This window comes from Nocardiopsis lambiniae (assembly GCF_031845465.1).
Classification (GTDB): Bacteria; Actinomycetota; Actinomycetes; order Streptosporangiales; family Streptosporangiaceae; genus Nocardiopsis; species Nocardiopsis lambiniae.
The window spans coordinates 57,485-83,196 of the sequence record NZ_JAVREP010000014.1 but is presented as its reverse complement, the minus strand read 5'-3'; the positions used below and the strand labels follow the sequence as shown (position 1 = coordinate 83,196).

General features: G+C 72.5%; 26 protein-coding genes. 14 read left to right on the top strand and 12 right to left on the bottom strand.

Translation table 11 applies throughout. The features are described 5' to 3' along the window. Nucleotides 1–256 precede the first annotated feature (256 nt). From RM479_RS19780 to RM479_RS19760, 5 genes are all read left to right on the top strand, one after another. Nucleotides 257–1,507 carry an NRAMP family divalent metal transporter gene (locus tag RM479_RS19780; RefSeq protein WP_311513205.1) on the top strand — a complete coding sequence of 417 codons (1,251 nt, stop codon included), beginning with the start codon at nucleotides 257–259 and terminating at the stop codon, nucleotides 1,505–1,507. A 72-nt stretch (nucleotides 1,508–1,579) separates the two neighbouring features. Beyond that, complete coding sequence (locus RM479_RS19775; RefSeq protein ID WP_311513204.1) at nucleotides 1,580–2,341, top strand: LamB/YcsF family protein; 762 nt, start codon at nucleotides 1,580–1,582, stop codon at nucleotides 2,339–2,341. 58 nt (nucleotides 2,342–2,399) lie between these two features. Next, entirely contained in the window at nucleotides 2,400–3,011 is a 612-nt protein-coding gene (locus RM479_RS19770; protein WP_311513203.1) for a 5-oxoprolinase subunit B family protein, read from the top strand. Continuing rightward, nucleotides 3,008–3,862: a 5-oxoprolinase subunit C family protein gene (locus tag RM479_RS19765; protein WP_311513202.1), complete on the top strand. Its 855-nt coding sequence runs from the start codon at nucleotides 3,008–3,010 to the stop codon at nucleotides 3,860–3,862. The genes RM479_RS19770 and RM479_RS19765 overlap by 4 nt, the downstream gene beginning before the upstream one ends. 13 nt (nucleotides 3,863–3,875) lie before the next feature. Then, on the top strand, nucleotides 3,876–4,655 hold the full coding sequence (locus RM479_RS19760) for a putative hydro-lyase (protein ID WP_311513201.1): 780 nt from the start codon (nucleotides 3,876–3,878) through the stop codon (nucleotides 4,653–4,655). A gap of 9 nt (nucleotides 4,656–4,664) precedes the next feature. Here the strand turns inward: RM479_RS19760 and RM479_RS19755 are convergent, their stop codons facing one another. The 5 genes from RM479_RS19755 to RM479_RS19735 form a co-directional block, all read right to left on the bottom strand. Continuing rightward, complete coding sequence (locus tag RM479_RS19755) at nucleotides 4,665–6,143, bottom strand: vWA domain-containing protein (protein WP_311513200.1); 1,479 nt, start codon at nucleotides 6,141–6,143, stop codon at nucleotides 4,665–4,667. Nucleotides 6,144–6,392: 249 nt separating this feature from the next. Beyond that, nucleotides 6,393–7,001: a hypothetical protein gene (locus RM479_RS19750; RefSeq protein ID WP_311513199.1), complete on the bottom strand. Its 609-nt coding sequence runs from the start codon at nucleotides 6,999–7,001 to the stop codon at nucleotides 6,393–6,395. A 134-nt stretch (nucleotides 7,002–7,135) separates the two neighbouring features. Then, nucleotides 7,136–8,104, bottom strand: a complete 969-nt coding sequence (locus RM479_RS19745; protein ID WP_311513198.1) for an arsenic resistance protein — start codon at nucleotides 8,102–8,104, stop codon at nucleotides 7,136–7,138. A gap of 134 nt (nucleotides 8,105–8,238) precedes the next feature. Next, nucleotides 8,239–8,865 (bottom strand): TetR/AcrR family transcriptional regulator, encoded by a 627-nt coding sequence (locus RM479_RS19740; protein ID WP_311513197.1) that lies wholly within the window; start codon nucleotides 8,863–8,865, stop codon nucleotides 8,239–8,241. A gap of 466 nt (nucleotides 8,866–9,331) precedes the next feature. Next, nucleotides 9,332–10,168 carry an NAD-dependent epimerase/dehydratase family protein gene (locus RM479_RS19735; protein ID WP_311513196.1) on the bottom strand — a complete coding sequence of 279 codons (837 nt, stop codon included), beginning with the start codon at nucleotides 10,166–10,168 and terminating at the stop codon, nucleotides 9,332–9,334. An 85-nt stretch (nucleotides 10,169–10,253) separates the two neighbouring features. On the opposite strand from RM479_RS19735, the gene RM479_RS19730 reads away from it, so the two are divergent. From RM479_RS19730 to RM479_RS19710, 5 genes are all read left to right on the top strand, one after another. After that, nucleotides 10,254–11,192 (top strand): AraC family transcriptional regulator, encoded by a 939-nt coding sequence (locus RM479_RS19730; protein WP_274808901.1) that lies wholly within the window; start codon nucleotides 10,254–10,256, stop codon nucleotides 11,190–11,192. 160 nt (nucleotides 11,193–11,352) lie between these two features. Beyond that, entirely contained in the window at nucleotides 11,353–12,135 is a 783-nt protein-coding gene (locus tag RM479_RS19725; RefSeq protein ID WP_311513195.1) for a class I SAM-dependent methyltransferase, read from the top strand. Nucleotides 12,136–12,268: 133 nt separating this feature from the next. Further along, complete coding sequence (locus RM479_RS19720; RefSeq protein WP_311513194.1) at nucleotides 12,269–12,751, top strand: DUF1269 domain-containing protein; 483 nt, start codon at nucleotides 12,269–12,271, stop codon at nucleotides 12,749–12,751. Nucleotides 12,752–13,012: 261 nt separating this feature from the next. Further along, nucleotides 13,013–13,615 (top strand): TetR/AcrR family transcriptional regulator, encoded by a 603-nt coding sequence (locus RM479_RS19715; protein ID WP_311513193.1) that lies wholly within the window; start codon nucleotides 13,013–13,015, stop codon nucleotides 13,613–13,615. After that, nucleotides 13,612–14,805, top strand: coding sequence for an FAD-dependent oxidoreductase (locus RM479_RS19710; RefSeq protein ID WP_311513192.1), 1,194 nt, complete (start codon nucleotides 13,612–13,614; stop codon nucleotides 14,803–14,805). The genes RM479_RS19715 and RM479_RS19710 overlap by 4 nt, the downstream gene beginning before the upstream one ends. Before the next feature lie 201 nt (nucleotides 14,806–15,006). On the opposite strand, the gene RM479_RS19705 is transcribed toward RM479_RS19710, so the two are convergent. The 5 genes from RM479_RS19705 to RM479_RS19685 all read right to left on the bottom strand — a co-directional run bounded on the left by RM479_RS19705 (nucleotide 15,007) and on the right by RM479_RS19685 (nucleotide 19,065). Further along, nucleotides 15,007–15,921, bottom strand: a complete 915-nt coding sequence (locus RM479_RS19705; RefSeq protein ID WP_311513191.1) for a GlxA family transcriptional regulator — start codon at nucleotides 15,919–15,921, stop codon at nucleotides 15,007–15,009. 7 nt (nucleotides 15,922–15,928) lie between these two features. Next, nucleotides 15,929–16,525, bottom strand: a complete 597-nt coding sequence (locus RM479_RS19700) for an isochorismatase family protein (protein ID WP_311513190.1) — start codon at nucleotides 16,523–16,525, stop codon at nucleotides 15,929–15,931. 68 nt (nucleotides 16,526–16,593) lie between these two features. Beyond that, complete coding sequence (locus tag RM479_RS27615; protein ID WP_397222644.1) at nucleotides 16,594–16,809, bottom strand: GNAT family protein; 216 nt, start codon at nucleotides 16,807–16,809, stop codon at nucleotides 16,594–16,596. 225 nt (nucleotides 16,810–17,034) lie between these two features. Beyond that, a complete protein-coding gene (locus RM479_RS19690) occupies nucleotides 17,035–17,982 on the bottom strand; it encodes an endonuclease/exonuclease/phosphatase family protein (RefSeq protein ID WP_311513189.1) in 948 nt (315 codons plus the stop codon). Nucleotides 17,983–18,123: 141 nt separating this feature from the next. After that, complete coding sequence (locus tag RM479_RS19685) at nucleotides 18,124–19,065, bottom strand: LysR family transcriptional regulator (protein WP_311513188.1); 942 nt, start codon at nucleotides 19,063–19,065, stop codon at nucleotides 18,124–18,126. 124 nt (nucleotides 19,066–19,189) lie between these two features. Here RM479_RS19685 and RM479_RS19680 point away from each other — a divergent pair, with 124 nt between their 5' ends. From RM479_RS19680 to RM479_RS19665, 4 genes are all read left to right on the top strand, one after another. Continuing rightward, nucleotides 19,190–20,200: an NADP-dependent oxidoreductase gene (locus tag RM479_RS19680; RefSeq protein ID WP_311513187.1), complete on the top strand. Its 1,011-nt coding sequence runs from the start codon at nucleotides 19,190–19,192 to the stop codon at nucleotides 20,198–20,200. A gap of 50 nt (nucleotides 20,201–20,250) precedes the next feature. Further along, nucleotides 20,251–21,075 (top strand): aldo/keto reductase, encoded by an 825-nt coding sequence (locus RM479_RS19675; RefSeq protein ID WP_311513186.1) that lies wholly within the window; start codon nucleotides 20,251–20,253, stop codon nucleotides 21,073–21,075. 272 nt (nucleotides 21,076–21,347) lie between these two features. Then, on the top strand, nucleotides 21,348–22,229 hold the full coding sequence (locus RM479_RS19670; RefSeq protein WP_311513185.1) for an alpha/beta fold hydrolase: 882 nt from the start codon (nucleotides 21,348–21,350) through the stop codon (nucleotides 22,227–22,229). A 92-nt stretch (nucleotides 22,230–22,321) separates the two neighbouring features. Further along, complete coding sequence (locus tag RM479_RS19665; RefSeq protein ID WP_311513184.1) at nucleotides 22,322–23,917, top strand: BCCT family transporter; 1,596 nt, start codon at nucleotides 22,322–22,324, stop codon at nucleotides 23,915–23,917. Nucleotides 23,918–24,005: 88 nt separating this feature from the next. Here RM479_RS19665 and RM479_RS19660 read toward each other — a convergent pair whose 3' ends face one another. Together RM479_RS19660 and RM479_RS19655 are read right to left on the bottom strand one after the other, a co-directional pair. Continuing rightward, on the bottom strand, nucleotides 24,006–24,809 hold the full coding sequence (locus RM479_RS19660) for a phosphotransferase (protein WP_311513183.1): 804 nt from the start codon (nucleotides 24,807–24,809) through the stop codon (nucleotides 24,006–24,008). A gap of 167 nt (nucleotides 24,810–24,976) precedes the next feature. Then, nucleotides 24,977–25,639, bottom strand: coding sequence for a TetR/AcrR family transcriptional regulator (locus RM479_RS19655; RefSeq protein ID WP_311513182.1), 663 nt, complete (start codon nucleotides 25,637–25,639; stop codon nucleotides 24,977–24,979). Between the last annotated feature and the right edge of the window lie 73 nt (nucleotides 25,640–25,712).

Here is a 25,712-nt window from a genome sequence, read left to right as displayed (position 1 = left end):
TTACGGGAGGGGTGCGCGTTCTCCCATTGTCGCCGATACGGAGCGTTCCCGGGCGGTTCGACCGCCGGAAACAGCTCATTGGATGATCCTATGAATTGTGTCGGCCAAGGTGGACAGCGGCTGTGTCGCTGACCAGCGTTTTCTGCTCACGCACTCTTTACTCATCTTGTTGGATTGAAGTATTGTTCAACAATCCAACGAGCGTGGAGTGGTCCGCGTCACGTTCGTCTCCACCTCGCACCCCCAGGAGAGATCCATGGGCGACACGCCCCCGGCACCCGTGAGGGTGCGCCCCCGTCCCGGGCGGATCGCGCTGAGCAGCACCCTGCTCGGCGCGATGTTCCTCATGGCCACCAGCGCCATCGGCCCCGGCTTCATCACCCAGACCACCCAGTTCACCGCGCAGCTCGGCGCCACGTTCGCGTTCGCGATCCTCGTCTCGATCCTGGTGGACATCGCCGTCCAGCTGAACATCTGGCGCGTCGTCGGCGTCTCGAACATGCGCGCCCAGGACCTGGCCAACAGGGTCCTCCCCGGGGCCGGCTACCTGCTCGCCCTCCTCATCGTCTTCGGCGGCCTGATCTTCAACGTCGGCAACCTGGCGGGCACCGGGCTGGGGCTCAACGCCATGACCGGCCTGGACCCGAGGATCGGCGCGGTCATCTCCGCCCTGCTGGCCGTCGTCATCCTCGGAGTGAAGAGGCTCGGCGTCGCCCTGGACCGCATCCTCGTCGTGCTCGGCGTGGCGATGATCGCCCTCACCCTCTACGTCGCCGTCATCTCCGACCCCCCGGTCGGTGACGCGCTCCGCCAGTCCGTGATCCCCGACCACCTGGGCACGGACGTCTTCCTCGCCACGGTCACCATCATCGGCGGCACCGTCGGCGGTTACATCACCTACGCCGGCGTCCACCGCCTCATCGAAGCCGGCCAGGGCGGCCCCGAGAACATCGCCGCGATCTCCCGCACCTCCGTGCTGGGCATCATCGTCACCGGCGTCATGCGGGTGCTGCTCTTCCTCGCCATCCTCGGAGTGGTCTCCGGCGGAGTCGCCATCCTGGACGCGCCCAACCCCTCCGCCGAGGCCTTCCTCCAGACCGCGGGCGAGGCGGGCATGCGCCTCTTCGGCGTGATCATGTGGGCCGCCGCGGTCAGCTCCGTGATCGGTGCCTCCTACACCTCGATCTCCTTCGTCTCCACCTTCCACTGGCGTCTGGAGAGGCACCGCGGCCTCCTGGTCACCGCGTTCATCGCGGTCTCGCTGGCCATCCTCCTGGTCTCCGGCCAGGCCCCGACCACCCTGCTGATCCTGGCCGGCGCCCTCAACGGCGTCATCCTGCCGGTCGGTCTGGGCATCATGCTCTGGGTGGCGGCCCGCCGTTCCCGGGACCTGCTGGGCGGGTACCGGTACCCCGTGTGGCTGATCGTCATCGGTGTGCTCGCCTGGGCGCTCACCCTCTACATGGCCGTCAACGCCCTGGGCGGCATCGCCTCCCTCTGGCAGTAGCGGCCCCCGCCCCGGCGTGACCCCCCGCCGGGGCGGACGCCGCCCAACGAACGCGAAACGAGGAGCACCGACGTGCGCATCGACCTCAACTCCGACCTCGGCGAAGGCTTCGGCCGCTGGGAACTCGGCGATGACCGGGCCCTGCTGTCCATCGTCACCAGCGCCAACGTCGCCTGCGGCTTCCACGCGGGCGACCCCTCCGTGCTGCGCCGCACCACCGCCGACGCCGCCGCCGAGGGCGTGGCGGTCGGCGCCCACGTCGGCTACCGCGACCTCGCCGGGTTCGGCCGCCGGTTCATCGACGTCCCGCCCGCCGAACTGACCGACGACGTCCTCTACCAGCTGGGCGCGCTGTCGGCGTTCACCCGCCTGGCCGGCGACCGCGTCCGCTACGTCAAACCGCACGGCGCCCTCTACAACACGATCGTCCACCACGAGGAACAGGCCGCCGCCGTGGTCGAGGCCGTCCGGGCCTTCGACCCCGACCTGCCCGTCCTCGGCCTGCCCGGCTCGGCGTTCCTGCGCCTGGCTCGGCGGGCCGGACTGCCCGTCCACCGGGAGGCGTTCGCCGACCGCGCCTACACCCCCGAGGGCACCCTGGTCTCCCGCCGCGAACCCGGCGCCGTCCTGCACGACCCCGAGGAGATCGCGGAGCGCTGCCTGCGCATCGCCCGCCGCGAACCCGTCACGGCCATCGACGGCTCCGAGATCCTCATCGACGCCGACTCCCTGTGCGTCCACGGCGACAGCCCCGGGGCGGTCGCCATCGCCCGCGCGGTGGCCGAGCGGCTGCGCGCCGAAGGTGTCACCCTGGCACCCTTCACCCGCGTGTGACCGTTCTCCCGACAGGATGCGGCCCGACCCGCCGCGACCCGGGCCCGAAGGAGGCTTTGTGCGTGTGCTGACCTGTGCCGACAGCGGTGTGCTGGTGGAGGTCGCCGACCTGACCGAGGTGATCGCCCTGGGCGCGGCGCTGGACGCCCGTCCCCTCCCCGGCGTCGCCGACGTCGTCCCGGCGGCCCGTACCGTGCTGCTGCGGCTCGTTCCCGGGGCCGATCCCGACGCGGTGGCCGCCGCCGTGCGCGAGGTCCCCCTCGCCCCGGTGGACGGACCCGCCGAGGGGGAGACCGTGGTCGTCCCGGTGATCTACGACGGGGAGGACCTCGCCGACGTCGCCCGGCTGACCGGCCTCACCCCGCGCGGCGTCGTCGCGGCGCACACCGCCGCCACCTGGACCGTCGCCTTCTGCGGCTTCGCCCCCGGGTTCGGGTACATGGTGTGCGACGACGAGCGCCTGCACGTGCCCCGCCGGGCCGAGGCCCGTACCCGGGTCCCCGTCGGATCGGTCGCCCTGGCCGGGGAGTTCACCGGCGTGTACCCGCGCAGCTCCCCCGGCGGCTGGCAGCTGCTCGGCCGCACCGAGGAGCGCGTCTGGGACCTGGAACGCGACCCGCCCGGCCTGCTGCGCCCGGGTGTGCGCGTCCGCTTCGAGGAGACGTCGTGAGGGCCCTGGAGATCGTGGCGACCGGACCCATGGCCACGGTCCAGGACGCCGGCCGGTTCGGCCACGCCGCCCTGGGCGTGGGACGCTCCGGAGCCGCCGACGCCGCCTCCTACGCCCTGGCCAACCGGATGCTGGCCAACCCGGCGGGCGCCGCCGCCCTGGAGGTCACCCTGGGCGGACTGCGGGTGCGCGCCCGAGGGCCCCTCACCGTCACCGTCACCGGGGCCGACACTCCTCTCCGGGTGGACGGCCGCGGGGCCGCGATGAACAGCGTGCTGTGCCTGTCCGACGGCGCCGAACTCGTCATGGGAACACCGGCCCGGGGCCTGCGCACCTACCTGGGCGTGCGCGGGGGCGTGGACGTTCCACCGGTCCTGGGTTCGCGCAGCACCGACGTCCTGGCCGGGCTCGGCCCCGACCTGCCCGCGCCCGGCACGGTACTGCCCGTCGGCCCGCCTCCCCCCGGGTTCCCCAACGTGGACCTGGTGCCCGTCCCCGCGGTGGGCGGACCGCAGACCACCCTGCGCGTCGTCCCCGGGCCGCGCCGGGACTGGTTCACCGACGGGGCCCTGACGACCCTGCTCGCCTCCGCCTACGAGGTCACCTCCCGCAGCGACCGGGTGGGCGCCCGCCTGTCCGGCCCGGTCCTGGACCGCGCCCGCGACGGCGAACTGCCCAGTGAGGGGATGGTCCCCGGCTCCCTCCAGGTGCCGCCCACCGGCGAGCCCGTCCTGTTCCTGGCCGATCACCCGGTGACCGGTGGGTACCCGGTGATCGCGGTGGTGCGCTCCGCCGACCTGCCCCTGGCCGCCCAGGCACGGCCGGGTACCGCGATCCGCTTCACGCTCTGAGGGAGAGGTCCCGTTGAACCCGTCCGAACTGACCCCGGAGCGGGCCCGCGCCCTGTTCCGCGCCGGGCTGGAGACCCCCACCTCGGGGTTCGCCCCCGGTTACGCACAGGCCAACCTCATCGCCCTGCCGAGGGAGGCCGCCTTCGACTTCCTGTTGTTCGCCCAGCGCAACCCCAAGCCGTGCCCGATCCTGGACGTGACCGAGCCGGGCGAGGTGTCGGCGTCGGTGTTCGGCGGTGACCTGCGCACCGACCTGCCCGCCTACCGGGTGTACCGGCACGGTGAACTCACGGAGGAGCGCACCGACGTCACCGACCTGTGGCGGGACGACCTGGTGGCCTTCCTCATCGGATGCAGCTTCACGTTCGAGACGCCGCTGCTGGAGGCGGGCGTCCCGGTGCGCCACATCGAGGCGGGGACCAACGTCGCCATGTACCGCACGAACCGGGAGTGCCGTCCGGCCGGACGGTTCCGGGGACCCCTGGTGGTGTCCATGCGGCCGATCCCGGCGGACCGGGTGGCCGACGCCGTGCGCGTCACCTCGCGCTATCCGGCGGTGCACGGCGCCCCGGTCCACGTGGGCGACCCCGCGGGGTTGGGCATCGCCGACCTGTCCCGCCCCGATTACGGCGACCCCGTCGAGGTCGGGGAGGGCGAGATCCCCGTCTTCTGGGCCTGCGGGGTCACCCCGCAGGCCGCGGTGACGGCCTCGGCCCCGGAGTTCGCCATCGGGCACGCCCCGGGGCACATGGCCGTCACCGACGTGCGGGACTCCTTCTACCAGGTGCCTTGACGGCCCTGATCAGGACTCCGTCGTGGTGTCCTGATCGTCGTCGGGAGCGGAGAGCCGTCGGTCGGGGTCCTGGCCGCTGATCCGGCCGGGGGTGCCGTCCCCGCCCGGCCGCCCGCCGGGGACGGGCGGGGGCGGAGTCCGCGGGGGCGTCTGGGCCTGCGGATTCGGGGAGCCCGGGTCGGTCCGGGCCCGCTGTTCGTATCGGCCGCGTTGGCGCGTGTACCCGGACTGGCTGGCGTAGGTCGTCTTGGCGGCGCGCGAGATGTCGTCCTCCCGCGCCATGCGCGCCATGTTCCGCAGTTCGGCCGCCTGCGCGGCTGCCGCCGGCGGTGGCCCGGCCGGACGTCCGCCCGGAGCCGGGCCGCCCGCGAAGGGGCTCGGCGGGTCCAGGTCGTCCAGGTTCTGCCCGGCCTCCTCCAGCAGGCGGGCCGCCTCGGCCCGGTCGCCCCGCCGCAGCGCCTCGCTCGCCCGCTTCTTGGCGGTCTGCGCCCGCTGCAACGCCTCCTCGGTACGCACCTCCGGGCGCGGCACCCGTCCGGCGGCCTCGTCGCCCGGCACCACGTTCACACTGATCGGCAGCTTCGCCGTGTAGGTGGTCAGGGTCGACGGATCGACGTAGGTCGCCTCCAACGTCGTCAGGGTGACGGTCCCCAGCGACGACACACCGGGCACGTCCAGTCGCAGCAGCAGTCTGCGCTCCTCGCCGGAGTGGAAGTCGCCCAGCTCCACCACCACCGACCCGTCCGGGAGTCGATGGGAGGGCATCTCGCCGACCACGCCCACCGCCCGCACGCGCTCGCCGGCCGGGATCCGCAGCGACACCGCCTGCGCGCTCTTGGCCAGCAGGTACTCCGCCTCCTGGGCGATCAGCCCGCCCGCCGTGTCGGGGTCCTCGGCGAACAGGGCGCTACCCGTGCCGCCCTCGGACACCGCGCCCAGCAGGGCCTCGTCGTAGCCCAGACCGTAGCCGAGCGTGGCCACCGTGACCTTGGTGCCGTAGGCGTCGGCGGCCACCTGCCGCAGCAGGTCGTGGTCGGTGACGCCGTGGTTGGCGTGCCCGTCGGAGATGAGCAGCAGGGTCGCGCCGCTCCCCCCGCCCGCACGGCGGGCCTCCTGGACACCGCGCAGCAGCCCGCTCGACAGGTCGGTGCCGCCCCCCGCCCGCAGCGCCCCGATGATCCGCCGCGTCGCGGCCTTGTCGGTGAGCGGACCGCAGGGCACCTCCACCCGGGCCTGGGTGTCGAACGACACCACCCCGAAGTTGTCGGCGGGGGCGAGCCGGTCGATCAGCCCCAGCAGCGCGTTCACGGCCCCGTCCAGCCGCCCGCCGTGCATCGAGCCGCTGGTGTCCAGGACGATCTGGAGGGTGGCGGCGGGACGTTCGGTGTCCTCCTCGCGTTCGGGTGCGGTGATGTCGAGCAGGACGGCCACGGCGTCCACGGTGTCGAGCGGTAGGACGTCGAAGTCCAGCAGGGCGGACAGGTGCATGTGCGGCTCCTCGGGGTGGATGGTCCTCAGCGTAGGCGTGGCCCCCGACACGCCCCGGGCCTCCCGCATGGCCGGAACCGGCCGATCGGGTCCCGGGCCCGGTCCAGGACCCGCGGGCGTCCGTCCTCGGCGAAGCCGAGAGGACCCGTCCGGTGCACGTCTTCGACGGGCTCGGCCCGGGGGGTCGCACGGCGGCGATCACCACGGCGGTCCGGCGCGGCCCCGTCCGACCGGGATCGAGGGGCGGGGTCAGCGCGCCTTCAGGCCCATCCGGCGCAGTTCCAGGGCGGCCAACCGGTCCAGAGTGGCGGCGTCCCCGGACCGCCAGGCCCCGGCGGGGTCCTCGTGGATCGCGGCCAGCCGGGCCGGGGGAGCGGTGGTCAGGGCGCGCAGCGCCAGCAACCGGGCGCGGGCCTCGGGTGACATCCCGCCCGAACGCCGGACCGCGCTCGCGCGGGCGATCCACCGGGCCCGGGCGGGCAGCCACGTCGTGGCGACCAGCAGGACCGGGACCGCCGCCACCAGCAGGGGCAGGGTGGTGGCGAGCGAGGCCACGGTCTCCCGGAAGGAGTCGCCGGCGGCGGTGAGGGATTCGCCCGTCTCGCTCATGTTCGTGAACGGGACGGCCAGGCTCTCCCCGGCCAGGGGCACCTTGGAGGCCTGCTCGGCGGCCTTGTCCATGTGCTCGCTGAACCCCTGGCCGGTGCTCCTCATGAGCTCGCCGGGCCGGTCGAGTCGGTTGATGATCTCGCGCAGTTCCAAGGCCGCGTTCACCCACAGGTAGACCCACAGCACGGCCAACGCGTCGGAGGTCAACTGGAACAGGGCGCGGACGGGGCGGTCGGCGTACAACTTCACGAGGTCTCCCGGGGGGGTGATGGGGGAGCCGGACGTCATGTCCGGACGGTCATCCGTTACCCGCTCCGGGGGCTTCGCACTCCGCCGGTTCCCGTGTCGCAAGGGGATCTTGTGTTCACCGTGACCGGAGGGGCCTACGGGGACGAATCGCGAGCCCCCTCGCGGACCCGGACCACGCGTGAGAGCAGGGACAGCACCGGTAGTTCCAGGAGCGGCCCGGCGACCAGGGCGACCGCGATGAGCGGCCGGTCCGGAAAGGCCACCACGGCGATCGCCAGCGCGATCGGTGAGTTGCGTGCCACCGTGGTCATGACCAGGGCCACCCGCTGGTCTCCGGGCAGCCGCAGCAGCCGCGCCGTGAGCACCGCCAGCAGCGGGGCCACCACGAAGAACACCGCCAGCGGCGGTACCAGCGCCACCAGGGCACCGCCGTGCCCGACCACGGTGCGGGCCTGCCAGGCGAACATGGCCGCCACCGCCAGGTACAGCAACGGCAGCACCGCGCCCGAGGCCCGGTCCACCAGCACCTCGTCCCGCCAGGCCGCGCCCTTCCACCGGGCGGCCGACCACCGGGCGAGCACCGCAGCCGCCAACGGCACCACCAGGACCAGCAGCACCGCCTCCACCAGCGTTCCGGTGTCGATCATCGCGGCCTCGCCCCCGAGCAGCAGCACGTAGGCCGGCAGCAGGAGCAGCTGGAGCACGAGGTTGATCGGGAGCACGGCGGCGGCCACCCCCATGTGACCCCGTCCCAGCCGGGTGAACACCAGGTACCAGTCGGTGCACGGGGTCACGAGCAGCAGCAACAGACCGATCCGCAGATCCGGGGCCCCGCCCAGCAGGCCCGCGCCCAGTCCCCAGGCCAGCAGCGGGGTGACGACGAAGTTGAGCACCAGGCTCGCCAGGACCACCCGCCGGGCCGCCCCGGCCTCGCGCACGTGGGCGGCGTCGACCTGTGCGAACACCGCCGCCAGCATGAGCATCAGCGCCGGCGTCACCAGGTGCCCGGCGGCGTCGCCGATCGGCCACAGCAGGCCGGCGCACAGCCCGCAGAGGGCGGCGGCGGCCACGAACAGGCTCTGGAACTTCTCCAACGTGGACACGTGACGACTCTCCGACGACCGGGTGCGGGCACGTTCACGTTAGCCGCGCCGCGGCGGCCCGCCCGGGGCCGGGACCTCGTACGCCTCGTGCTCCGGAGGAGACCGGGGGATGTCCCCGCCCTTGGGCGCGGGTCTCAGGCGCCCTCGGACGTCGGGCCCTCCTCCACCACGTCGATACCGAGATAACGCAGGAACGCCACGGCACCGGCGCGCATGTCCACGGTCTCCGGTTCCAGCAACCACTGGATCTGGAGACCGTCCTGGACGGCCAGGAACTGCTGCGCCGCGGTCTCGGGGGAGGGGGAGCCGGGAAGGTCGGCCAACAGCACGGAGAACGCCCCGACCAGGTGCTCGCGCAGGATGCGGTAGCGGTGGAAGAAGTAGGTGTGGGCGGGGTGGGCGGGGTCGGTGGCCTCGGCGGACAGGTTGACGTAGAGCGATACCAGGCCGGGTGTCCCGACATTGCGCTCCACGATCCCGATGATGTTCGAGACCAACCGTTCCGGGGTCAGGTCCGGTTCCAGCACCAGGGGCGCGTCGACCTCGTCGCGCCTGCTCAACACGTGGATGAGCATGGCCTCCTTGCTGGGGAAGTGGTGCAGGAGGCCCGCGTGCGTGAGCCCGGCCTGCGCGGCGATGTCCCTCAGGGACACCGCGCGGTAGCCCGACCGGGAGAAGAGCTCGGTGGCGGCCTCGATGATGCGCTGCCGGGTGCGTTCCCCCTTGGTCATGCGCGGCCGGTCGCGCTCTCGATCGCTCACGAGGTCTCCGTACGTCGGTGGGTGGCCGTGGCCGGTCCCCTGGCGGGGAACGGGGTGCACGATGGGTAGAGCGTACGGTTCCGACGTCCGTGTTCTCGCTGTTCGCGGATGGTTCCCGCGTCGCCCGCCCCGTGACCCGCCGCGCGCGCCCCGAAATCCGCCCCCCGGGACGGCCGATGACCGACACCTCGTTCGTCAGGAGAGGCCCACCCGCCGTCCCGCCCGCGCCACTCCGCCCACCCTCTGCCCACCCCGCGCCCATCTCCGGGGGCCGCCCGGCCCGTGGCCGGACGACCCCCGACGCCTCGCCCACCGCTCTTCCACGGCGTGTTCACCGCAGGGCCGAAGAAGGGGGCCGCGGAGGGCCTCCTGACCTACTTCAGGTGTTGACCCGGACGATCCACACCTCTGTCGGAGGCCCTCTCCCGCTGTCGGATCGCTGCCGGGCCGTACCCGACCTCCGCGGTCAGTCCACCTGGCGCCAGGCGTCGGCGGCGCGGCGCGCGTACTCCGCGAACGGTGTCGCCGGGCGGCCCAGGACGCGCTCGATCCCGTCGGTGGGTTCGACGTTGCGGCCGTCCAGGATCTCCTCCAGCAGACCGACCAGGCCGTGCGCCAACTCCTCGGGGGCGCCCGCCGAGGCCATCGTCGCGACGAACTCCTCCGCCGACACCTCCTGGAAACGGACCTGCCTCCCGGACACCTCGCCCACCACGCGCACCGCCTCGGTGAACGTGATCGCCTCGGGGCCGGTCAGCTCATGGATCGCGCCGCCGTGCCCGTCCTCGGTCAGGGAACGCACGGCCACCCGGGCGACGTCGTCCAGGTCCACGAACGGTTCGGGGATGTCGGGCATCGGCAGGACGAGGGCTCCCTCCAGCAGCGGGGGCAGGAAGAAGCTCTCCGAGAAGTCCTGGGCGAACACCGAACAGCGCAGGACGGTCGTGTCGGGGAAGGCGGCCAGGACCATGTCCTCCGTGTTCTGCGCTCCCTTCTCGCCCCGGCCGGACAGCAGCGCCATCCGCCGCACCCCCGCGGCGGCGGCGCGCTCGGCGAACGCCGTCACCGCCTCCGCGGCTCCGGGGAAGGCCAGGTCGGGGTGGTAGCAGAGGTAGACGCCGGTGACCCCGTCCAGGACGGCGTCCCAGGTGGAGGGCTCGTGCCAGTCGAAGCGCGGCTCGCCGGCCCGGGAGCCGACCCGGACCCGGACCCCGGCCTCGGTGAGGAGCGCGGTCACGCGGCGGCCGGTCATGCCGGTGCCGCCGGTGACGAGGATGTGCTCATGGATCGTGTTCTCGTTCATGACTTGAGTTCATCAGTCCGGGGCCGGACGGAACATGGTTCGGATACCGGAGAACATAAGAGATCGTCTGACATAGGGTCGGGGTATGGATCCGCTCGCCCATCTCCTCGACGGCCCCCGGGCCCGTGGCGCGTTCACCCTCCGCGTGGTGATGCGACCGCCCTGGGGCATCCGCCTGCTCGACGGTTCGTCCCTGACCCTCATCGTGGTCACCTCCGGCCGGGTGTGGGTGGACCCGGGGGACGGGGGGACCGAGGCGCGGGAGGGCGACGTGGTCCTGATGCGCGGCCCGGATCCCTACACGCTCACCGACGCGCGGAACCGGCCCCCCTCCATCACCGTCCTCCCCGGCCAGCGGTGCTTCGCCGACGACGGGACGGAGGTCCACGTGAGCCTGCACCACGGCATCGGGACCTGGGGCAACGACCCGGACGGGCCCGACACGCTCATCGTCGGCGCCTACGAGGACGACAGCGAGGTCGGCCGACTGGCGCTGGCCGCGCTGCCGCGCCTGGCGGTGCTGCCCGGGGACCGGGTCGACCCGGCCCTGGTGTCCCTGTTGAGCCGGGAGATCACCAGCGCCCGCGTCGCCCAGTCCGGACTCAACGACCGCCTCCTGGACTGTCTGCTGGTGATGGCCGTTCGGGCCTGGATCGAGGACACGCCCGATCACGCCCCGAGCTGGCTCAACGCCCGGCACGACCCGGTGGTCGCCCGAGCCCTGGAACTCATCCACGAACAGCCGGCCGAGCCGTGGACGCTGGCGGGACTCGCCCGTGTCTGCGCGGTGTCCCGCTCCACCCTGGCCGACCGCTTCCAGCGGGCGGTGGGCACCCCGCCCATGACCTACCTGCGCACCTGGCGGCTCACCGTGGCCGGCGACCTGCTCACCGCCCGCCCGGACCTGGGGCTGGAGGCCGTCGCCGCCCGTGTCGGCTACGGCAGCGCCTTCGCCTTCAGTGCCGCCTTCAAGCAGCACACCGGTCTCAGCCCCTCCCTCTACCGCAGCCCCGCCGCCTCCTGACGGCCGTCCGCGAGGTGCGCGGCCCCTGTGGACGTTCCCCGGGCTCCGCCCCTCAGGGGAGGCGGAGCCCGTTCGGGCGGGGGGCGCCCGCTCCGCTAGGTTGGCGTCGAGGCCCGCTTCCCGGGCGGGTCGCCGCACCGCCACCGGAGAGGCACCGCCGTTGACCGACAGGACCCAGGCCTTCGACCGACTCACCGACGACTACCGTCGCTTCCGCCCCGGATACCCCGAGGCCGTCACCGAACGGCTCCGGGAACACGTTCTGGCCGGTGACCGTGCCATCCGCTCCGAACCCCGGCTCCTGCTCGACGTCGGTTCCGGCACCGGTATCTCCACCCGGACCCTGCGCCACCTGTTCGGCCCCGGGCCCCGGGTCGTCGGTGTCGAACCCGGTCACGCCATGCGCGGCACCGCCGCCGAGAACGCCGACGGCGTCGAGTACGTGGACGGCCGGGCCGAGGCGATCCCCTTCCCCGACGGCTCCGCGACGCTGGTCCTGGCCGCCCAGGCCGTCCACTGGTTCGACCGGCCCGCCTTCTACGCCGAGGCCGCCCGCCTCCTCGCGCCCGGCGGCACCGTCGCCGTCCTCAACAACGACCGTGACTGGACCGCGAGCGACTTCGTCGACGCCTATGAGGGCCTCATGGAGAGGTACGGGGACGACTATCGGCGCGACTACCGGGTCTACGACACCATCGGCGAGATGAACGCGCGGGACGGCCTGGTCGACGCGGTCGAGTACTCCGCGGGCTGGGTCCGGGACCTGGACCCGGACCGTCTCATCGGTACCGCGATGTCCTCCAGCAGGATGGCGGCGGTCGTCCGCGCCATCGGGGAGGAGCGCACTCGCGAGGCCATCGCCGACCTGGCCCGCGAGCACTTCCCGGACGGGAACGTCCGCATCCCCTACGTCACCCGCCTCTTCCTGGCCCGCCGCGCCTGAGCCCCGGGCCCCGTGAGGGGCCGACTTTGCCCTTCGTCGAACATCCTCCGGCCTTGCCTCGAACCGCTCCCGGGAAGGGTTCCGTTGATCGGGTCCGATCACGGGCCCGGCGACGACGGGAGAACCCACACCCATGGCTCAGCTCATCGTTCTCGGCGTGACCGACCGCGACACCGCCGAACGCGCCCTGGACATCGCCGCCGACCTCAACAAGCGGCAACTCCTCCGACTGGAGGACGCCGCCTACGCCTACAAGGACGACAAGGGACGCCCCCGCATCCAGCAGACCGTGAGCACCACCGGTGTGGGCGCGGCGGGCGGCGCCCTGTGGGGCACCCTCATCGGCCTCATCTTCCTCAACCCGCTGCTGGGTCTGGCGGTCGGCGCTGCCACCGGCGCGGTCGCGGGCAGGCTCACCGACATCGGTATCGACGACGACATGATCAAGCAGATCGGCTCCCATCTCGAAGACGGCCGCGCGGCCGTCTTCCTGCTCGCCGACATCACCACCGCCGACCGGGTCGTCGACGCGTTCAAGCCCGTGAACCCCACGGTCATCCAGACCAACCTGTCCAAGGACGACGAGCACGAGCTCGTCGAGGCCCTGCGGGCCTGATCGGAGTCCTCGGGGCACGCCGGTGGTGAGAGCACCTCCGCACCGGCGTGTCCCCGGCGGCGATCGACCCCACCCGCCTCCTCGTCGAGGGGAGGAGGCCGCCCGTTCTCCCGTCCGCCCCCGATCCCCTCCGGTCCCCGGATCCGCCTGGCCGACAGAAAAACCACGTCCGGGGGTGTACGGCGGCCCGGGGTTCATGACAGGGTAGAAATTGGGCGATCGCCCAGTGCAAGTGTCCAAGAAACGTGACGGGAAAACGGCATGACCACCGAACGCGGCCGACAGGTGCGCGAGCGCCTGCTCGCAGCGGCCACCCACCTCATCGCCGACCGCGGCTGGTCCGCGGTGAGCACCCGCGTCCTGGCCGAACAGGCCGGCGTGGGGCCCGGACTCGTGCACTACCACTACCCCTCACTGCGGGCCCTGCTCAACGAAGCCGCCCTGGACTCCATGACCGCCGTCGCCGAGCAGGCCGCCGCCGGACTCCAGGGCACGAGCCCCCACGAGGGACTCGAACTGATGCTGGGAGCGCTGGAGGCCTATCCCGGCGACGACCCCACCTCGGTCCTGTTCGTCGAGGTCTACCTGGCCGCCACCCGCGATGAGGAACTGCGCCGGGGCATCACCGCGATCCTCCAACGCTTCCGGGCGGTGCTGGCCGACTGGCTGCGCGCGGGCGGCGTGGCCGACCCCGAGGCCACCGCCCGGATCCTGGCCTCGGCCATCGACGGCGTCATGCTGCACCGCGCCCTCGATCCCCATCTGGACGCGGCCACCGCGGCCCCCGTGCTGAGCCGCCTCCTCCCCCCCGACGCCGGCCGTCCTCCGGCGGCGGACCACTCCACGCAAGGAAGAACCGCATGAGAGCCCTCATCGTGGGCGCCGGCATCGCCGGACTGACCCTGGCCCACCGACTGTCCCACCACGGCTGGGACGTCACCCTGGTCGAACGCGCCCCGGGCCCGCGCCCCCAGGGCTACATGATCGACTTCTTCGGCCCCGGCTACGACGCGGCCGAGGCGATGGGGATCCTGCCCCGCCTGCGCGAGAGGGGCCACCACATCACCGAGGCCGTCCTGGTCGACGAGGACGGCAGGCCGCGGGCCTCGATGGGCTTCGAGCGCTTCGCCCGGTCCCTGGGCGGCTCCCTGATCTCGATCATGCGCCCCGACCTGGAACTCACCCTGAGCGAGGCGCTGCCCCCGGGTGTGGAGGTGCGCTACGGCACCGGGCCGCGACAGATCACCGAACACGCGGACGGGGTCCGGGTGACCCTCGACGACGGCCGCACCCTGGAGGCCGACCTGCTGGTGGGCGCCGACGGCATCCACTCCACCGTGCGCGACATGGTCTTCGGTCCGGAGGAGCGGTACCTGCACCACCTGGGCTTCCACACCGCCGCCTACACCTTCGACGACGCCCGTATCCACGCCGCGACCAGGGGCCGTTTCCACCTCACCGACAGCCTGGGCGCACAGATGGGCCTGTACGCGCTGGAGGGGGAGCGCGTGGCCGCCTTCACCGTGCACCGCACCCCGGACACGACCCTGCCCGCCGACCCCCGGGAGGCGTTGCGCCGCACCTATGCCGGGCTGGGATGGGTGGTGCCCCGCGCCTTGGAGGCGTGCCCGCCCCCGGAGGAGGTCTACTACGACCACGTCGCCCAGATCCGGATGGAGCGCTGGAGCAGTGGGCGCACGGTGCTCCTGGGCGATGCCTGCCAGGCGGTCTCGCTGCTCGCGGGGCAGGGCGCCTCGCTGGGCATGGGCGGGGCGTACGTGCTCGGTGCCGAACTGGCCCGCGCGGACGACGTCGCCGAAGGGCTGCGCCGCTACGAGCGGCGCTGGCGCCCTGTGGTGGAGGAGCGACAGCGAGCGGCCCTGACCGGGACCTCCTGGTTCCTCCCCGACACCCCCGCGCGGTTGCGGTTGCGGCGGATGTTCCTGCGTCTGGCGGCGCTTCCCGGGGTCGACCGCTGGGTGGCGTCGTCGCTGTCGGGCAAACCCACCAGGGTGGTGAAGGACCTGGTGCCGGTGACCACCCCGGGCGACTGAGCCCTGCCAGGGGACGAGCGGGACCCCGAGGCCTCCGAGGGGCGCGAGGTCGCGGCCCGGATCCGAGGACGTTCGGGAAGAGGGGTTCTCGTGGAGGCGCGGGCGCGAGGTGCCGGGCGATCCCATGCCTCCCGGGTGTCCGGGAAGGCCGTGTCCTCGCCGGGGACCCCGACCGGACGGCCACCGAAGCGGCAGGTCGCCTCAGGCGGCCTCGGAGCGTGACCGCAACCGGCGCAGCATCCGGGCGTCGCGGAACCCGACGGCGCGGGCCGCGGCCTCCACGGTCTCGCCCGCGCCGATCAGGTGCTCGGCCCGTTCCAGCCGCAGCCCCTGCTGATAGCGCAGCGGGGTGAGCCCGGTCGCCGCCGTGAACAGGCGGGTCAGCGTCCGTTCGCTCACCCGCGCCGACGCGGCCAGCTCCGTCAACGGCAGGGGTTCGTGGAACCGGGCGTCGATGACGTCCTGCACCCGGTGCACCACGTCCACCAGGTGCCCCCGGTGCCGCAACATCACCCCGGCCTGGGGTTCGTCGCCGTTGCGACGGGCGTACACCACCATCTCCCGGGCGATCGCCGCCGCGGCCGAGGGGCCGTGCCGCGCGGTGACCAGGTACAGGGCCAGGTCGATGCCGCTGGCGATGCCCGCCGAGGTGATCACCCCGTCGTCGGGCACGTACAGCACGTCGGGCACCACCCGGGCGCGCGGGAACCGGCGCGCCAGCAGGTTCTGAAGGCCGTGGTGGGTGGTGCAGCGCCGCCCGTCCAACAGGCCCGCCTCCCCCAGGGCGAAGGCGCCCGAGCACACGCTCGCCACGGTCCCGCCCGCCGCGCGGTGCGCTGTCAGCGCCGCCGCCTGCCCCTCGGTGAGGATCCGATAGGGCACCCGGCCGCCCGCCCGCCACCCGGGCACCAGCACCAGGTCCTCCGGGCCGGTCGCGAGGGCGTCGGTGGCCACGCGCAGGGCCAGCCCCTGCGCCGTGACCACCTCCTCGCGGGCCGCGCTGTAGCGCACCTCGTAGCCGAGCCCCAGATCGGCCGCGGTGGAGAACACCTGCGCCGGACCGGCCAGGTCCAACAGGTGCACGCCCGGGGTGAGGAGGAAACCGACGACGCTCACGATCCGGTCAGTCTACGTCGACCACGTCGACCACCTCGGCGACCGTGGCGATACGGGCGAACCGTCCGGACAGCGCGTAGACGGTGCGGGTGACGACCTCCTCGGTGCCCAGGGTGCGGGGGTCGGCGAGGATCTCCTCCAGCGGCCTCCCGGCCGGGGAACCGGGCGCCTGGATGGGCTCGGTGGCGGTGGCGTCCACCACGAAGGTCACGTCGTAGCCCAGGTCCGAGGCGGCCCGGGTGGTGGTCTCACAGCACTGTTCGGTGCGGATGCCGCAGACCGCCAGTTCCGACACCCCCCACCCGTTGAGGAGGCGTTGCAGGTCGGTGCCGCCGAAGGCGCTGTGCACGGTCTTGCGCAGGACCGGCTCCCCCTCCTCGGCCGTGAGCCCGTCCATGAGCTCGACGAACCCGAGCGCGGGGTCGAAGGCGTTGCCGGTCCCGGGTTCGGTGTGCAGGACCCACACCACGTGATCGCCGCGCCCTCGGGCGTGCGCCACGAGGGCGGCGACGTCGTCGGCGACGTCGGGGTTGGAGGAGGCCCGCCAGGTCTCCCGTCGGAGGAAGGACTTCTGGGTGTCGACCACGAGGAGTGCTCTTGTCATGCCCTGATCGTGTCGTGCCGTGCCCTCCCGCGACAGACACGATCGCGACCACGGCCGGACCGATCCGGTCAGGTGAGCCACTCCTTGAAGCCCGGATGCGAGGTCGTGTGGCCGAGCCGCTCGTAGAACCGGTGGGCGTCTTCGCGCCCGCGGTCGGAGGTGACCTGGAGCAGGACCGCGCCCCGGGCGCGCGCCCACGCGGTCAATCCCAGGCGGATGGTCTCCGCGGAGTCCACCAGGACCCCGTCCAGATCGAACAGCACCGTCGCGTCGCCGGATCCCACACCGGTTCCCTTCACCGAGTCCTTCGAGCGTCCCTCACCCTGGCACACACCGTGAGGGGCGGCACCGATCCGAGCGGATCACCGGGGCGAACCCGTGCGTACGAGACACCGAGGCGATCCGGCGCACCGGGTCGGTCTCGTGGCCCGGCCCCGTCCGTCCGACGTGCCGGGGACCCCCGGTTCGCTCATGCCCCGAACGTCAACGTGAAGGTCGAGCCCCGGCCGTCAGCGCCCGCCCGGGAGGGTCACCGTGACGAGCACCGCCCGGTGGTCGCTCCCGGTCACCTCCACCGTCTCCAGGTCGTCCACTCCCATGAACGGTTCGACCAGCACGTGGTCGATGGTGACCGGCGGTAGCGACCCCCCCAGGGCCGGCCAGGTGGGGGTCAGGCCCTCGCCGAGCACGGCCGCCGCGTCGAGGTACCCCGCGTTCAGGACGTCGCGCAGCGCGGCGTGGTCCAGGGTGGCGTTGAAGTCCCCGGCCAGGATCCGGCTGGGGCCCGTCTCCGGAGGACCCAGTGCGGCCAGCTCCGTCCGCCAGAGCTCGACATGGGACGGGTCCAGCGGGGGAGGCGTGTGCACCGACACCACCTCGACCGTTCTCTCGTACTCGTCCCCGGGCGCCTCGAAGGCGGCGACGGGCATCGCGAACCCGTGCGGCCCCTCCAACGAACCCGCGTCGGTCAACGGCATCGAGGAGTGCACGGTGCCACCCGTCACCCCCGGGCCGGACCGGTCCACCGTGTACGGCAGCAGGTCGTCGAGTCCGGCCGCCGACAGGTCGGCCACGAACTCCGGGGTGACCTCCTGGAGCGCGAGTACGTCGACCTCCCGGTCGCGGACGAGGGCGATGATCTCGTCGGTCCGGGCCCCGCCCACCAGGGTGTTGAGGGTCATCACCCGGAACGCGGGTCCACCCGCGTGGGTGATCCCGAAGGGCACCGCGCGCGGGACGACCGCGACCACGAGCACCGCCGCCGCGACGGCCAGTACGGCCATGGGGATCCACCGGCGCAGCAACCCGGCGGCGGTGACGGCCAGGACGGCCGCCCCGGCGACGTAGGGGGTGTAGGCCAGTAGCGGAACCAGGGGGAAGCCGCGTTCCAGGCCCAGGCCGCGCAGCGCGGCGAACACCGCGAACCCCACGGCCACGAGCGTCACGGCCGTGGTCACGGCCCCCGACCGCCTCCGTTCGTCGCGTACCGGTCCGCCTCGCCCGCCGTCCACCATGGAGATCCTCCGCACCGCTCGTCCACCGTCCGTCGTGACGGTGGGATCCCCCTCACCGGGCGCCGGTTGCGGTCGGATCCGGTCTCACCAGGAGCGGGCCGCCGCCGTCAGCAGGGCTCGCACCCGGTCCAGGCATCCGTTCTCCCGTATCCCGGACCGTCGCACCAGGTAGGCGGTGTTGATCGGCGGATCCTCCGGCTCCGCCAGCGCGACCAGCCGCCCCGCCGCCAGTTCCTCCTGGCACAGGTACCGGGGCACGGCGCTGATCCCGGCCCCGCCCGCCACCGTGGAGATCACCGCCCGCAGGTCCGGCACGGTCACCGAGGCCTTGCAGGTCAGCCGCACCCCGAACACGTGCCGCCAGTACCGTCGCAGGATCGGCAGGTTCTCGTCGTAGGCCACCAACGGCACCCCGCACAGGGCCGGCGCACCCTGACGGGCGAGCCGATCGGTCCCGACGCGCTCCGCCCACAGGGGTGCCCCCACCAGGACGAACTCCTCATCGGCGAGGGGTTCGGCGATGAGGGAACGACCGCGGGGCCGCTCCGTCGAGACGACCAGGTCGTGTCGGCCCGCGCGCAGCTCCTCCAGCAGGGTGTCGGAGAGCCCGTGGCGGACCCACAGCCGCAGCCCCTCCGACTCCACGGAGGGGGCCAACGCGGGCAGCACCAGCGCCTGGAGCATCTCGGCCGGCCCCGCCAACCGCAACGGTCGGTGCGGTACGGCACCGCCGCCCCCGGCGCCGGCCACCACCTCCAGGGCGTCCAGGGGCTCGGAGATCCGCGCCGCCAGCTCGTTGGCCTCCGCCGTGGGGGCGACCCCGCGCGGCAGCCGTTCGAACAGCGCGTACCCCAGTCGGCGCTCCAGGGCGCGGATCTGGGTCGTCACCGTCGGCTGTGACAGACGCAACGACTGGGCGCCCGCCGTGAACGATCCGGACCGGTGCACGGCCAGAAAGGTCCTCAGCTGCTGGAGGTCGAGGGGGAGCGGCTCGGTCTCGGTGGCGGCCTCGGGCGGGACCGCCACCGATCCATTGGAATTCCTATGGGTCACTTCATCGATTTTATTGGTCCATCAATACATGAAGGGACTAGGGTCGTTCCTCGGGCCCCCGACCATGCCACAGTTCACCCGCTCGAAAGGTTCCGACGTGTCCGTCACCAGCAGGGAAGTCCACCTGATCGCCCGTCCGGTCGGCGAGCCCGCACCCACCGACTTCGCCCTCGTCGAGACCACCCTGGCCGATCCCGGCCCCGGGCAGGTCCTGGTCCGCAACGACTGGATCTCCGTCGATCCCTACATGCGCGGCCGGATGAACGACACGAAGTCCTACGTGGCCCCCTACGCCCTGGGCGCGCCCATGGACGGCGGCGCGGTGGGTACGGTCATCGCCTCCGGCGACGACTCCGTCCCCGTCGGAGCCTCCGTGCTGCACGCGCTGGGCTGGCGCGAACACGCCCTTCTGCCCGCCGAGGCCGTCCGGGTCGTCGACACCACCGCCGTCCCCGCCGGGGCCTACCTCAACGCCCTCGGCATGATCGGCCTCACCGCCTACGCCGGCCTCACCGAGGTCGCCCCGGTCCGGGAGGGCGACGTGGTCTTCGTCTCCGGCGCCGCCGGCGCGGTCGGCTCGATCGCCGGACAGCTCGCCCGCAAGCTGGGCGCCTCCCGCGTCGTCGGTTCGGCCGGCGGCCCCGAGAAGAAGCGCCGCCTGGTCGAGGAGTTCGGCTATGACGCCGCCATCGACTACCGCGAAGGCGACCTGGAGAAGCAGCTCGCCGAGGTCGCGCCCGACGGCGTCGACGTCTACTTCGACAACGTCGGCGGCGATCACCTGCGGGCCGCCATCGCCGCCATGCGCGACCACGGCCGCATCGCCCTGTGCGGGGCGATCTCCCAGTACAACGCCACCGGGCCGGTGCCCGGACCGGACAACCTGTTCCTGGCCGTCGGCAAGCGCCTCTCCCTGCGCGGTTTCATCGTGGGCGACCACGGTCACCTCATGGGCGAGTACGTCCGACGTGCCTCCGGATGGCTCGCCGACGGCGAACTGCGCACCGAGGAGACCGTCGTGGACGGCATCGACAACGCTGTCAGCGCGTTCCTCGCCATGATGCGCGGCGCCAACACCGGCAAGATGCTCGTCCGCCTCACCGGCTGAGGGCGCCCGCGCGCCCCGGCCCACCCCACCGTGATCACGGAAAGGAGACCATGCAGTACGTCACGCTGAACAACGGTCTCACCATGCCGCAACTCGGGTTCGGCGTCTGGCAGGTCCCCGACGACCAGGCCCGGTCCGCCGTGGAGATCGCCATCGAGGTCGGCTACCGCAGCATCGACACCGCGCGGATCTACGCCAACGAGAAGGGCACCGGCCAGGCCCTGGCCGCCTCGGGTCTGCCTCGCGAGGAACTGTTCGTCACCACCAAGCTGTGGAACGACGACCAGGGCACCGACAAGGCCCTCAAGGCCTTCGACGCCAGCCTCGACCGCCTGGGCCTGGACTACGTCGACCTCTACCTGATCCACTGGCCGGTCCCCGCCCAGGATGCCTACGTCGACACCTGGAAGGTCCTGGAGCGCATCGCCGCCGAGGGCCGCGCCAAGGCCATCGGCGTGTCCAACTTCACCGAGAAGACCCTGGGCCGCCTGCTGGCGGAGACCGACCTCGTCCCCGCGATCAACCAGATCGAGCTGCACCCGTACCTCTCCCAGGAGTCGATGCGCGGGCTCAACGCCTCCCACGGGATCCTCACCGAGGCCTGGAGCCCGCTCGGTCAGGGCAAGGGCCTGCTCGACGATCCGGTGCTCGTGGAGATCGGCGAGGCGCACGGAAAGTCCGCCGCCCAGGTGGTGCTGCGCTGGCACCTCCAGCTCGGCAACGTCGTCATCCCCAAGTCCGTGACCCCGTCCCGGATCGCGGAGAACTTCGACGTGTTCGACTTCGCGCTGAGCGACGACGACCTGAACCGGATCGGATCGCTGGATCGCGACGGTCGGATCGGCTCGGACCCGGACGGGTTCAACGTCGTCTGAGCCTTCGGGGCCATGACGGTGCGGGCGGTCCCGGGACGCGGGGCCGCCCGCGCGATCCCGCCGACGCGAAGGCCGTTGCCGGCCTGCGCCCCTACCCGCGAACAGGGCGAACGGGCACGACGGGGGACGCGCCCCCCGGTCGGGGGCGACTCCTCGGGGTCACGCGCGCCCCCGAGGTGGCACGGGGTCCACGGGAGGCGTACAGTCCTCTCTTGGCGCGCCGGGAAGCAAAGCCGGCGAACACCGCTCTCCCTACGCGAAATCCCGAATCCATGACCGTCGTTCCTTCGCGCACCGCGCGTGTCTATCGCTCCGAGAGCGCCGAGCGTTCGGTACACGCCTGGTGCCACAAAGCCCTGAGCCGCTGGCCCGAACTCGGCCCCCTTCCCCCCGTGGACACCCGGCTGGGGAGCACCCAGGCCTTCCGCGCCGAGGGCGGCCCCGGAACCCCGGTGGTCGTGCTCTCCGGTACCAACTTCAACGCCGCCACCACGGTGCCCGCGGCCCGCGCGCTGGCGTCCGACCGCCCGGTGTACCTGGTCGACCTGCCCGGTCAGCCCGGGCTCAGTTGCAGCCACCGTGTCGGCAGGGTCGGCATCGATTCCTACGGGGCCTGGTTCGACGAACTCCTCCCGCGGATCACCGACCGGCCCGTCCTCGTGCTGGGGCACTCCCGCGGAGCCGCCATCGCCCTGGCCTCCACGCCCTCGCCGCTGGTCGCCGGCCTGCTGCTGCTCAACCCCGCCGGGCTGACGGCCCCCGGGGTCACCTCCGAGTCGATGCGCGCCACGCTGCCGTGGATGATCCGCCCCACCGAGCAGACCAGCGGTCGCCTCGTGGAATTCCTCAGCGGTCCCGAGACCCCCTGCGACGAGCACACCGACGAGACCGAGTGGCTCACCCTTGTCGCGCGCAACTGCCGCACCGGCTCCACCCCCAGCCCGCTGTACGCCGAGCAGATCCGCGCCTGGTCCGACACGCCCGTCGCCATCGCCACCGGGTCGCACGACCCCTTCTTCTCTCCCGCGCGCCTGCACGGCCCGGCCCGCCGGTTCCTGGACACCGAGGTCCACACCATCGAGGGCGCCGGACACCTCTCCCTGTACGAGAACCCCGATCGGGTCCGCGAACTGCTGGCATCGCTCGAAGTCTGACCTTCGACCGGTCGTCGCCCCGTGTCCCGGTCGACCTCCGAGGGCGAAACACGAAAGACTCTCCGTGATTGATCAATCACGGGGAGGCATAAGTGCTCGACAGGGCGGCGCGGGCCCTCGGTCTCAGGACCGACCCCGCCATCTTCTTCGGCGCTGTCGGAATGACCACGCTCTTCGTGGTGTGCGCCATCGTCTTCACCGGCACGGTGGACGCGGTCTTCGGCGCGGTGTCCGACTGGATCCTCGTCCACCTCGGATGGTTCTACATCCTCGGGGTCACGACCTTTCTGGCCTTCCTCGTCTGGATCGCCCTGAGCCGGTACGGCCGGGTCCGACTCGGCCCGGACGACAGCCGGCCCGACTACAGCGATCCCATCTGGTTCTGCATGCTCTTCGCCGCGGGCATCGGCAGCATCCTCATGTTCTGGGGTGTGGCGGAGCCCATCAGTCACTTCGCCGAACCCCCGCTGCGCGACGCGGAACCCGAATCGGTGCAGGCCGCCAGGGAGGCCATGGGCTTCACCCTGTACCACTTCGGCCTGCACACCTGGACGATCTTCTGCCTGCCCGGGCTGGCCTTCGCCTACTTCACGCACCGCAAGGGGCTGCCCTTCCGGGTGAGCTCGATCCTGTACCCCTTCCTCGGGGAACGGATCCACGGCCCCATCGGGCGCTTCATCGACACGTTCGCCGTGCTCGGCACCCTCTTCGGCGTGGCCGTCACCATCGGCCTGGGCACCATGCAGATCAACAGCGGTCTGTACAACCTCTTCGGGGTGCCGGAGAGCAGGCTCGTCCAGCTCATCCTCATCGCCTCCGTGACCACCCTCGCGGTGATCTCCGTGGCCACCGGCCTCGACATCGGCATCAAGTGGCTGTCCACGATCAACATCGTGCTGGCCGTCGGACTGCTGATCTTCGTGTTCCTCGCCGGATCGAGCCTGTACCTGATCAAGGGGGTCGTCGAGACCACCGGCGTGTACCTGCAATGGCTGGTCCCGCTGTCCTTCTGGAACGACACCTTCGGCAACACCGGGTGGCAGGGTTCGTGGACCGTCTTCTACTGGGCGTGGACCATCACCTGGTCCCCGTTCGTGGGGATCTTCGTCGCCCGCATCTCCCGGGGACGCACCATCAGGGAGTTCGTCCTCGGCGTGCTCGCCGTCCCCACCGCGTTCAGCATCGTGTGGTTCGGCGTCTTCGGCCTGTCGGCGTTCGACATCGAGCTGAACCAGGGAGGTGACCTGGTCCGCGCCGTCGTCGTCGAGGAGGACCTCCCCGGGGCCCTGTTCGCCTTCCTCGCCAACTACCCCGCGGCCACCCTCCTGTCCGCGGTGAGCATCCTCATCGTGGTCGTCTTCTTCACCACCTCATCGGACTCCGCGTCCCTCGTGGTCGACATGCTGTGCTCGGGCACGCCCACGTCGCCCACGCGCCAACGGGTCTTCTGGGGCATCACCGAGGGCGTGGTCGCCGCCACCGTGCTCACCGCCGGCGGGGTGGGCGGGCTGGAGGCGTTGCAGCAGACGATCATCGTCTTCGGGCTGCCGTTCTTCGTCATCGCGTTCTTCATGATGGGCGGCCTCGTCCGCGCCCTTCGGCGGGAACCGGAGAGCGCCTTCGTCCGGCGCCACGGGAGGAGGCGGGCCGGCGAGGGGGCGACCGCGTCGGGGGAGGGCCCCGGATAGGAGCCGTTCTCGCGGGTCCCCCGCCCCGGGCCCGGGGACCCGACGAGAAGGCGCCCGCCACGAAGGTCCCGCGGCCGGGGAGATCCGGTCACACCGGCCAGAAGAAGGCGTCGAGTTCCCGGTACAGCTCCACGCGCTCCGGATCGATCCGGTCCCGGCCGTAGGCGTCCAGGAAGGCCTCGGCGTCGCGCGGCCCGAATGACGGGTTGAGGTCGGACAGCATGCTGCCCGTCATGTCCACGAGATCCAGGTGCCGGTCTCCCACGCCCATCCGACCCAGGTCGATGAGGGACCACCGGCCGTCGTCGTCCACGAGGACGTTGGGCAGGCAGTAGTCGCCGTGCAGCAGGACCGGGCCGGACACCTCCGTCCGGGACAGCCGTTCGGCCAGGCCCCGCAGCGCCCCGGCGGCGTTCCCGCCCTCTCGGGGGCGGTGTCCCGCCGCCCGCCAGGACCGGTCCACGAGTCCCGACGCCACCCGCTCGCGCGCCCGCTCCAGGAGTACGTCCGGGCCGAGCGGGAACGGCGGTCCGGAGAGGGACGTGGCGTGCAGTTCCCGCAGCGCCCGGGCCAGGGCGGCGATCAGGGCGGAGCGCTCGTGTCCGGGTTCGTGGGCGGCCCTCCCGGGTCGGTGCTCCATCGTCAGCCAGCGCTCACCCCGCCACTCGCCGGAGTCCAGCAGGCGGGGCACCGGCAGCGGGGTGCCGACCAGCCGGCGCAGCCGCCGCTCCGTTGCGGCCAGTTCGGACACCAGGTCGGGGCGGTCCGTGCCCGCCGCCTTGAACACCGCGACTGCTCGCCCGGACACGTACAGGCGGGCGACCCGGGCCCCGGACAGGCCCACGTCGATCTCCTCGACCCGATCGGCGGTGACACCCGGCGGCAGCGACATGCCCGGCAGCCTAACCGGGCCGCCCCGGCCGTCCCACTCCTTTTCCACCGATCGCGAGCGTCCGGAACGCGCCGCCGTTCCCCCGCCGCCGTGTCCGGCCCGCCGCCGGGCCCGCGGCGCCGGTGGGCCGGTCGGAGCCGCACGCGGCAGGAGCGCGGCGCCCTGCCTCACCTCGTTCGATCGTCGGTTCGGGGCGGTTCCGGTCCGGCGCCGACGGCGGGCAGGATCACCTCGTCGACGATGCGGGCGAGATGGTCCCGCCCGGGTGTCCGGCGGTGGTCGACGGCGTACTTGAGGACCATGGCCTCGCCGATGTCGACGGTCACGTCGGTCACCCGAGAGGGGTCGATCCGCCCCCGGTCGGCGTAGTGCGCCAGAACGGTGCGGGTGAACCGCCCGCCCCGGGGCTCGAACACCTCCCGGGTGAAGCGCTCGTGCAGCTTCGGCTCGCGCACCGATTCGGCGATCACCGCGAACATGGCCCGGCCCAAGGGGTCGTCACTGAGCTCGGCCAGCATCACCAGCGACTCGATGAGGTCGCCCCGCAGGTCGTCGGCCCCCGGTGCGGGCCGCTCCTGCGGAAAGTGGTGGTACATCGCTTCGAGCAGGATGTCCGCCGGGCCGGCCCAACGGCGGTAGAGGGACGTCTTGGCGGTGCCCGCCCGCCGTGCGATCCCCTCCATGGACAAACGGTGCAGCCCGTTCTCCGCGGCCTCCACTATCGCCGCCTCGTGGATGGCCTCGATGAGTTCGGGGCCGCGCCTGCGCGTCCGCTTCGGAGGGACCTCACCGGGGTCGTCGGCGGCCTCCGCGGTGGTCGAAGCGTCCATGGACTTCCCAACTAAGATACGTTGGCGTATCTTAATAGCGCGGCATTGGATACGGAATCGTATCTCACCTTGC

Coding starts and splice junctions, on each gene's coding strand:
- RM479_RS19780 (WP_311513205.1), top strand. CDS start 257: ATGGGCGACACGCCCCCGGCACCCGTGAGGGTGCGCCCCCGTCCCGGG.
- RM479_RS19755 (WP_311513200.1), bottom strand. CDS start 6,143: ATGCACCTGTCCGCCCTGCTGGACTTCGACGTCCTACCGCTCGACACC.
- RM479_RS19735 (WP_311513196.1), bottom strand. CDS start 10,168: ATGAACGAGAACACGATCCATGAGCACATCCTCGTCACCGGCGGCACC.
- RM479_RS19730 (WP_274808901.1), top strand. CDS start 10,254: ATGGATCCGCTCGCCCATCTCCTCGACGGCCCCCGGGCCCGTGGCGCG.
- RM479_RS19720 (WP_311513194.1), top strand. CDS start 12,269: ATGGCTCAGCTCATCGTTCTCGGCGTGACCGACCGCGACACCGCCGAA.
- RM479_RS19715 (WP_311513193.1), top strand. CDS start 13,013: ATGACCACCGAACGCGGCCGACAGGTGCGCGAGCGCCTGCTCGCAGCG.
- RM479_RS19710 (WP_311513192.1), top strand. CDS start 13,612: ATGAGAGCCCTCATCGTGGGCGCCGGCATCGCCGGACTGACCCTGGCC.
- RM479_RS19700 (WP_311513190.1), bottom strand. CDS start 16,525: ATGACAAGAGCACTCCTCGTGGTCGACACCCAGAAGTCCTTCCTCCGA.
- RM479_RS19675 (WP_311513186.1), top strand. CDS start 20,251: ATGCAGTACGTCACGCTGAACAACGGTCTCACCATGCCGCAACTCGGG.
- RM479_RS19670 (WP_311513185.1), top strand. CDS start 21,348: ATGACCGTCGTTCCTTCGCGCACCGCGCGTGTCTATCGCTCCGAGAGC.
- RM479_RS19660 (WP_311513183.1), bottom strand. CDS start 24,809: ATGTCGCTGCCGCCGGGTGTCACCGCCGATCGGGTCGAGGAGATCGAC.
- RM479_RS19655 (WP_311513182.1), bottom strand. CDS start 25,639: ATGGACGCTTCGACCACCGCGGAGGCCGCCGACGACCCCGGTGAGGTC.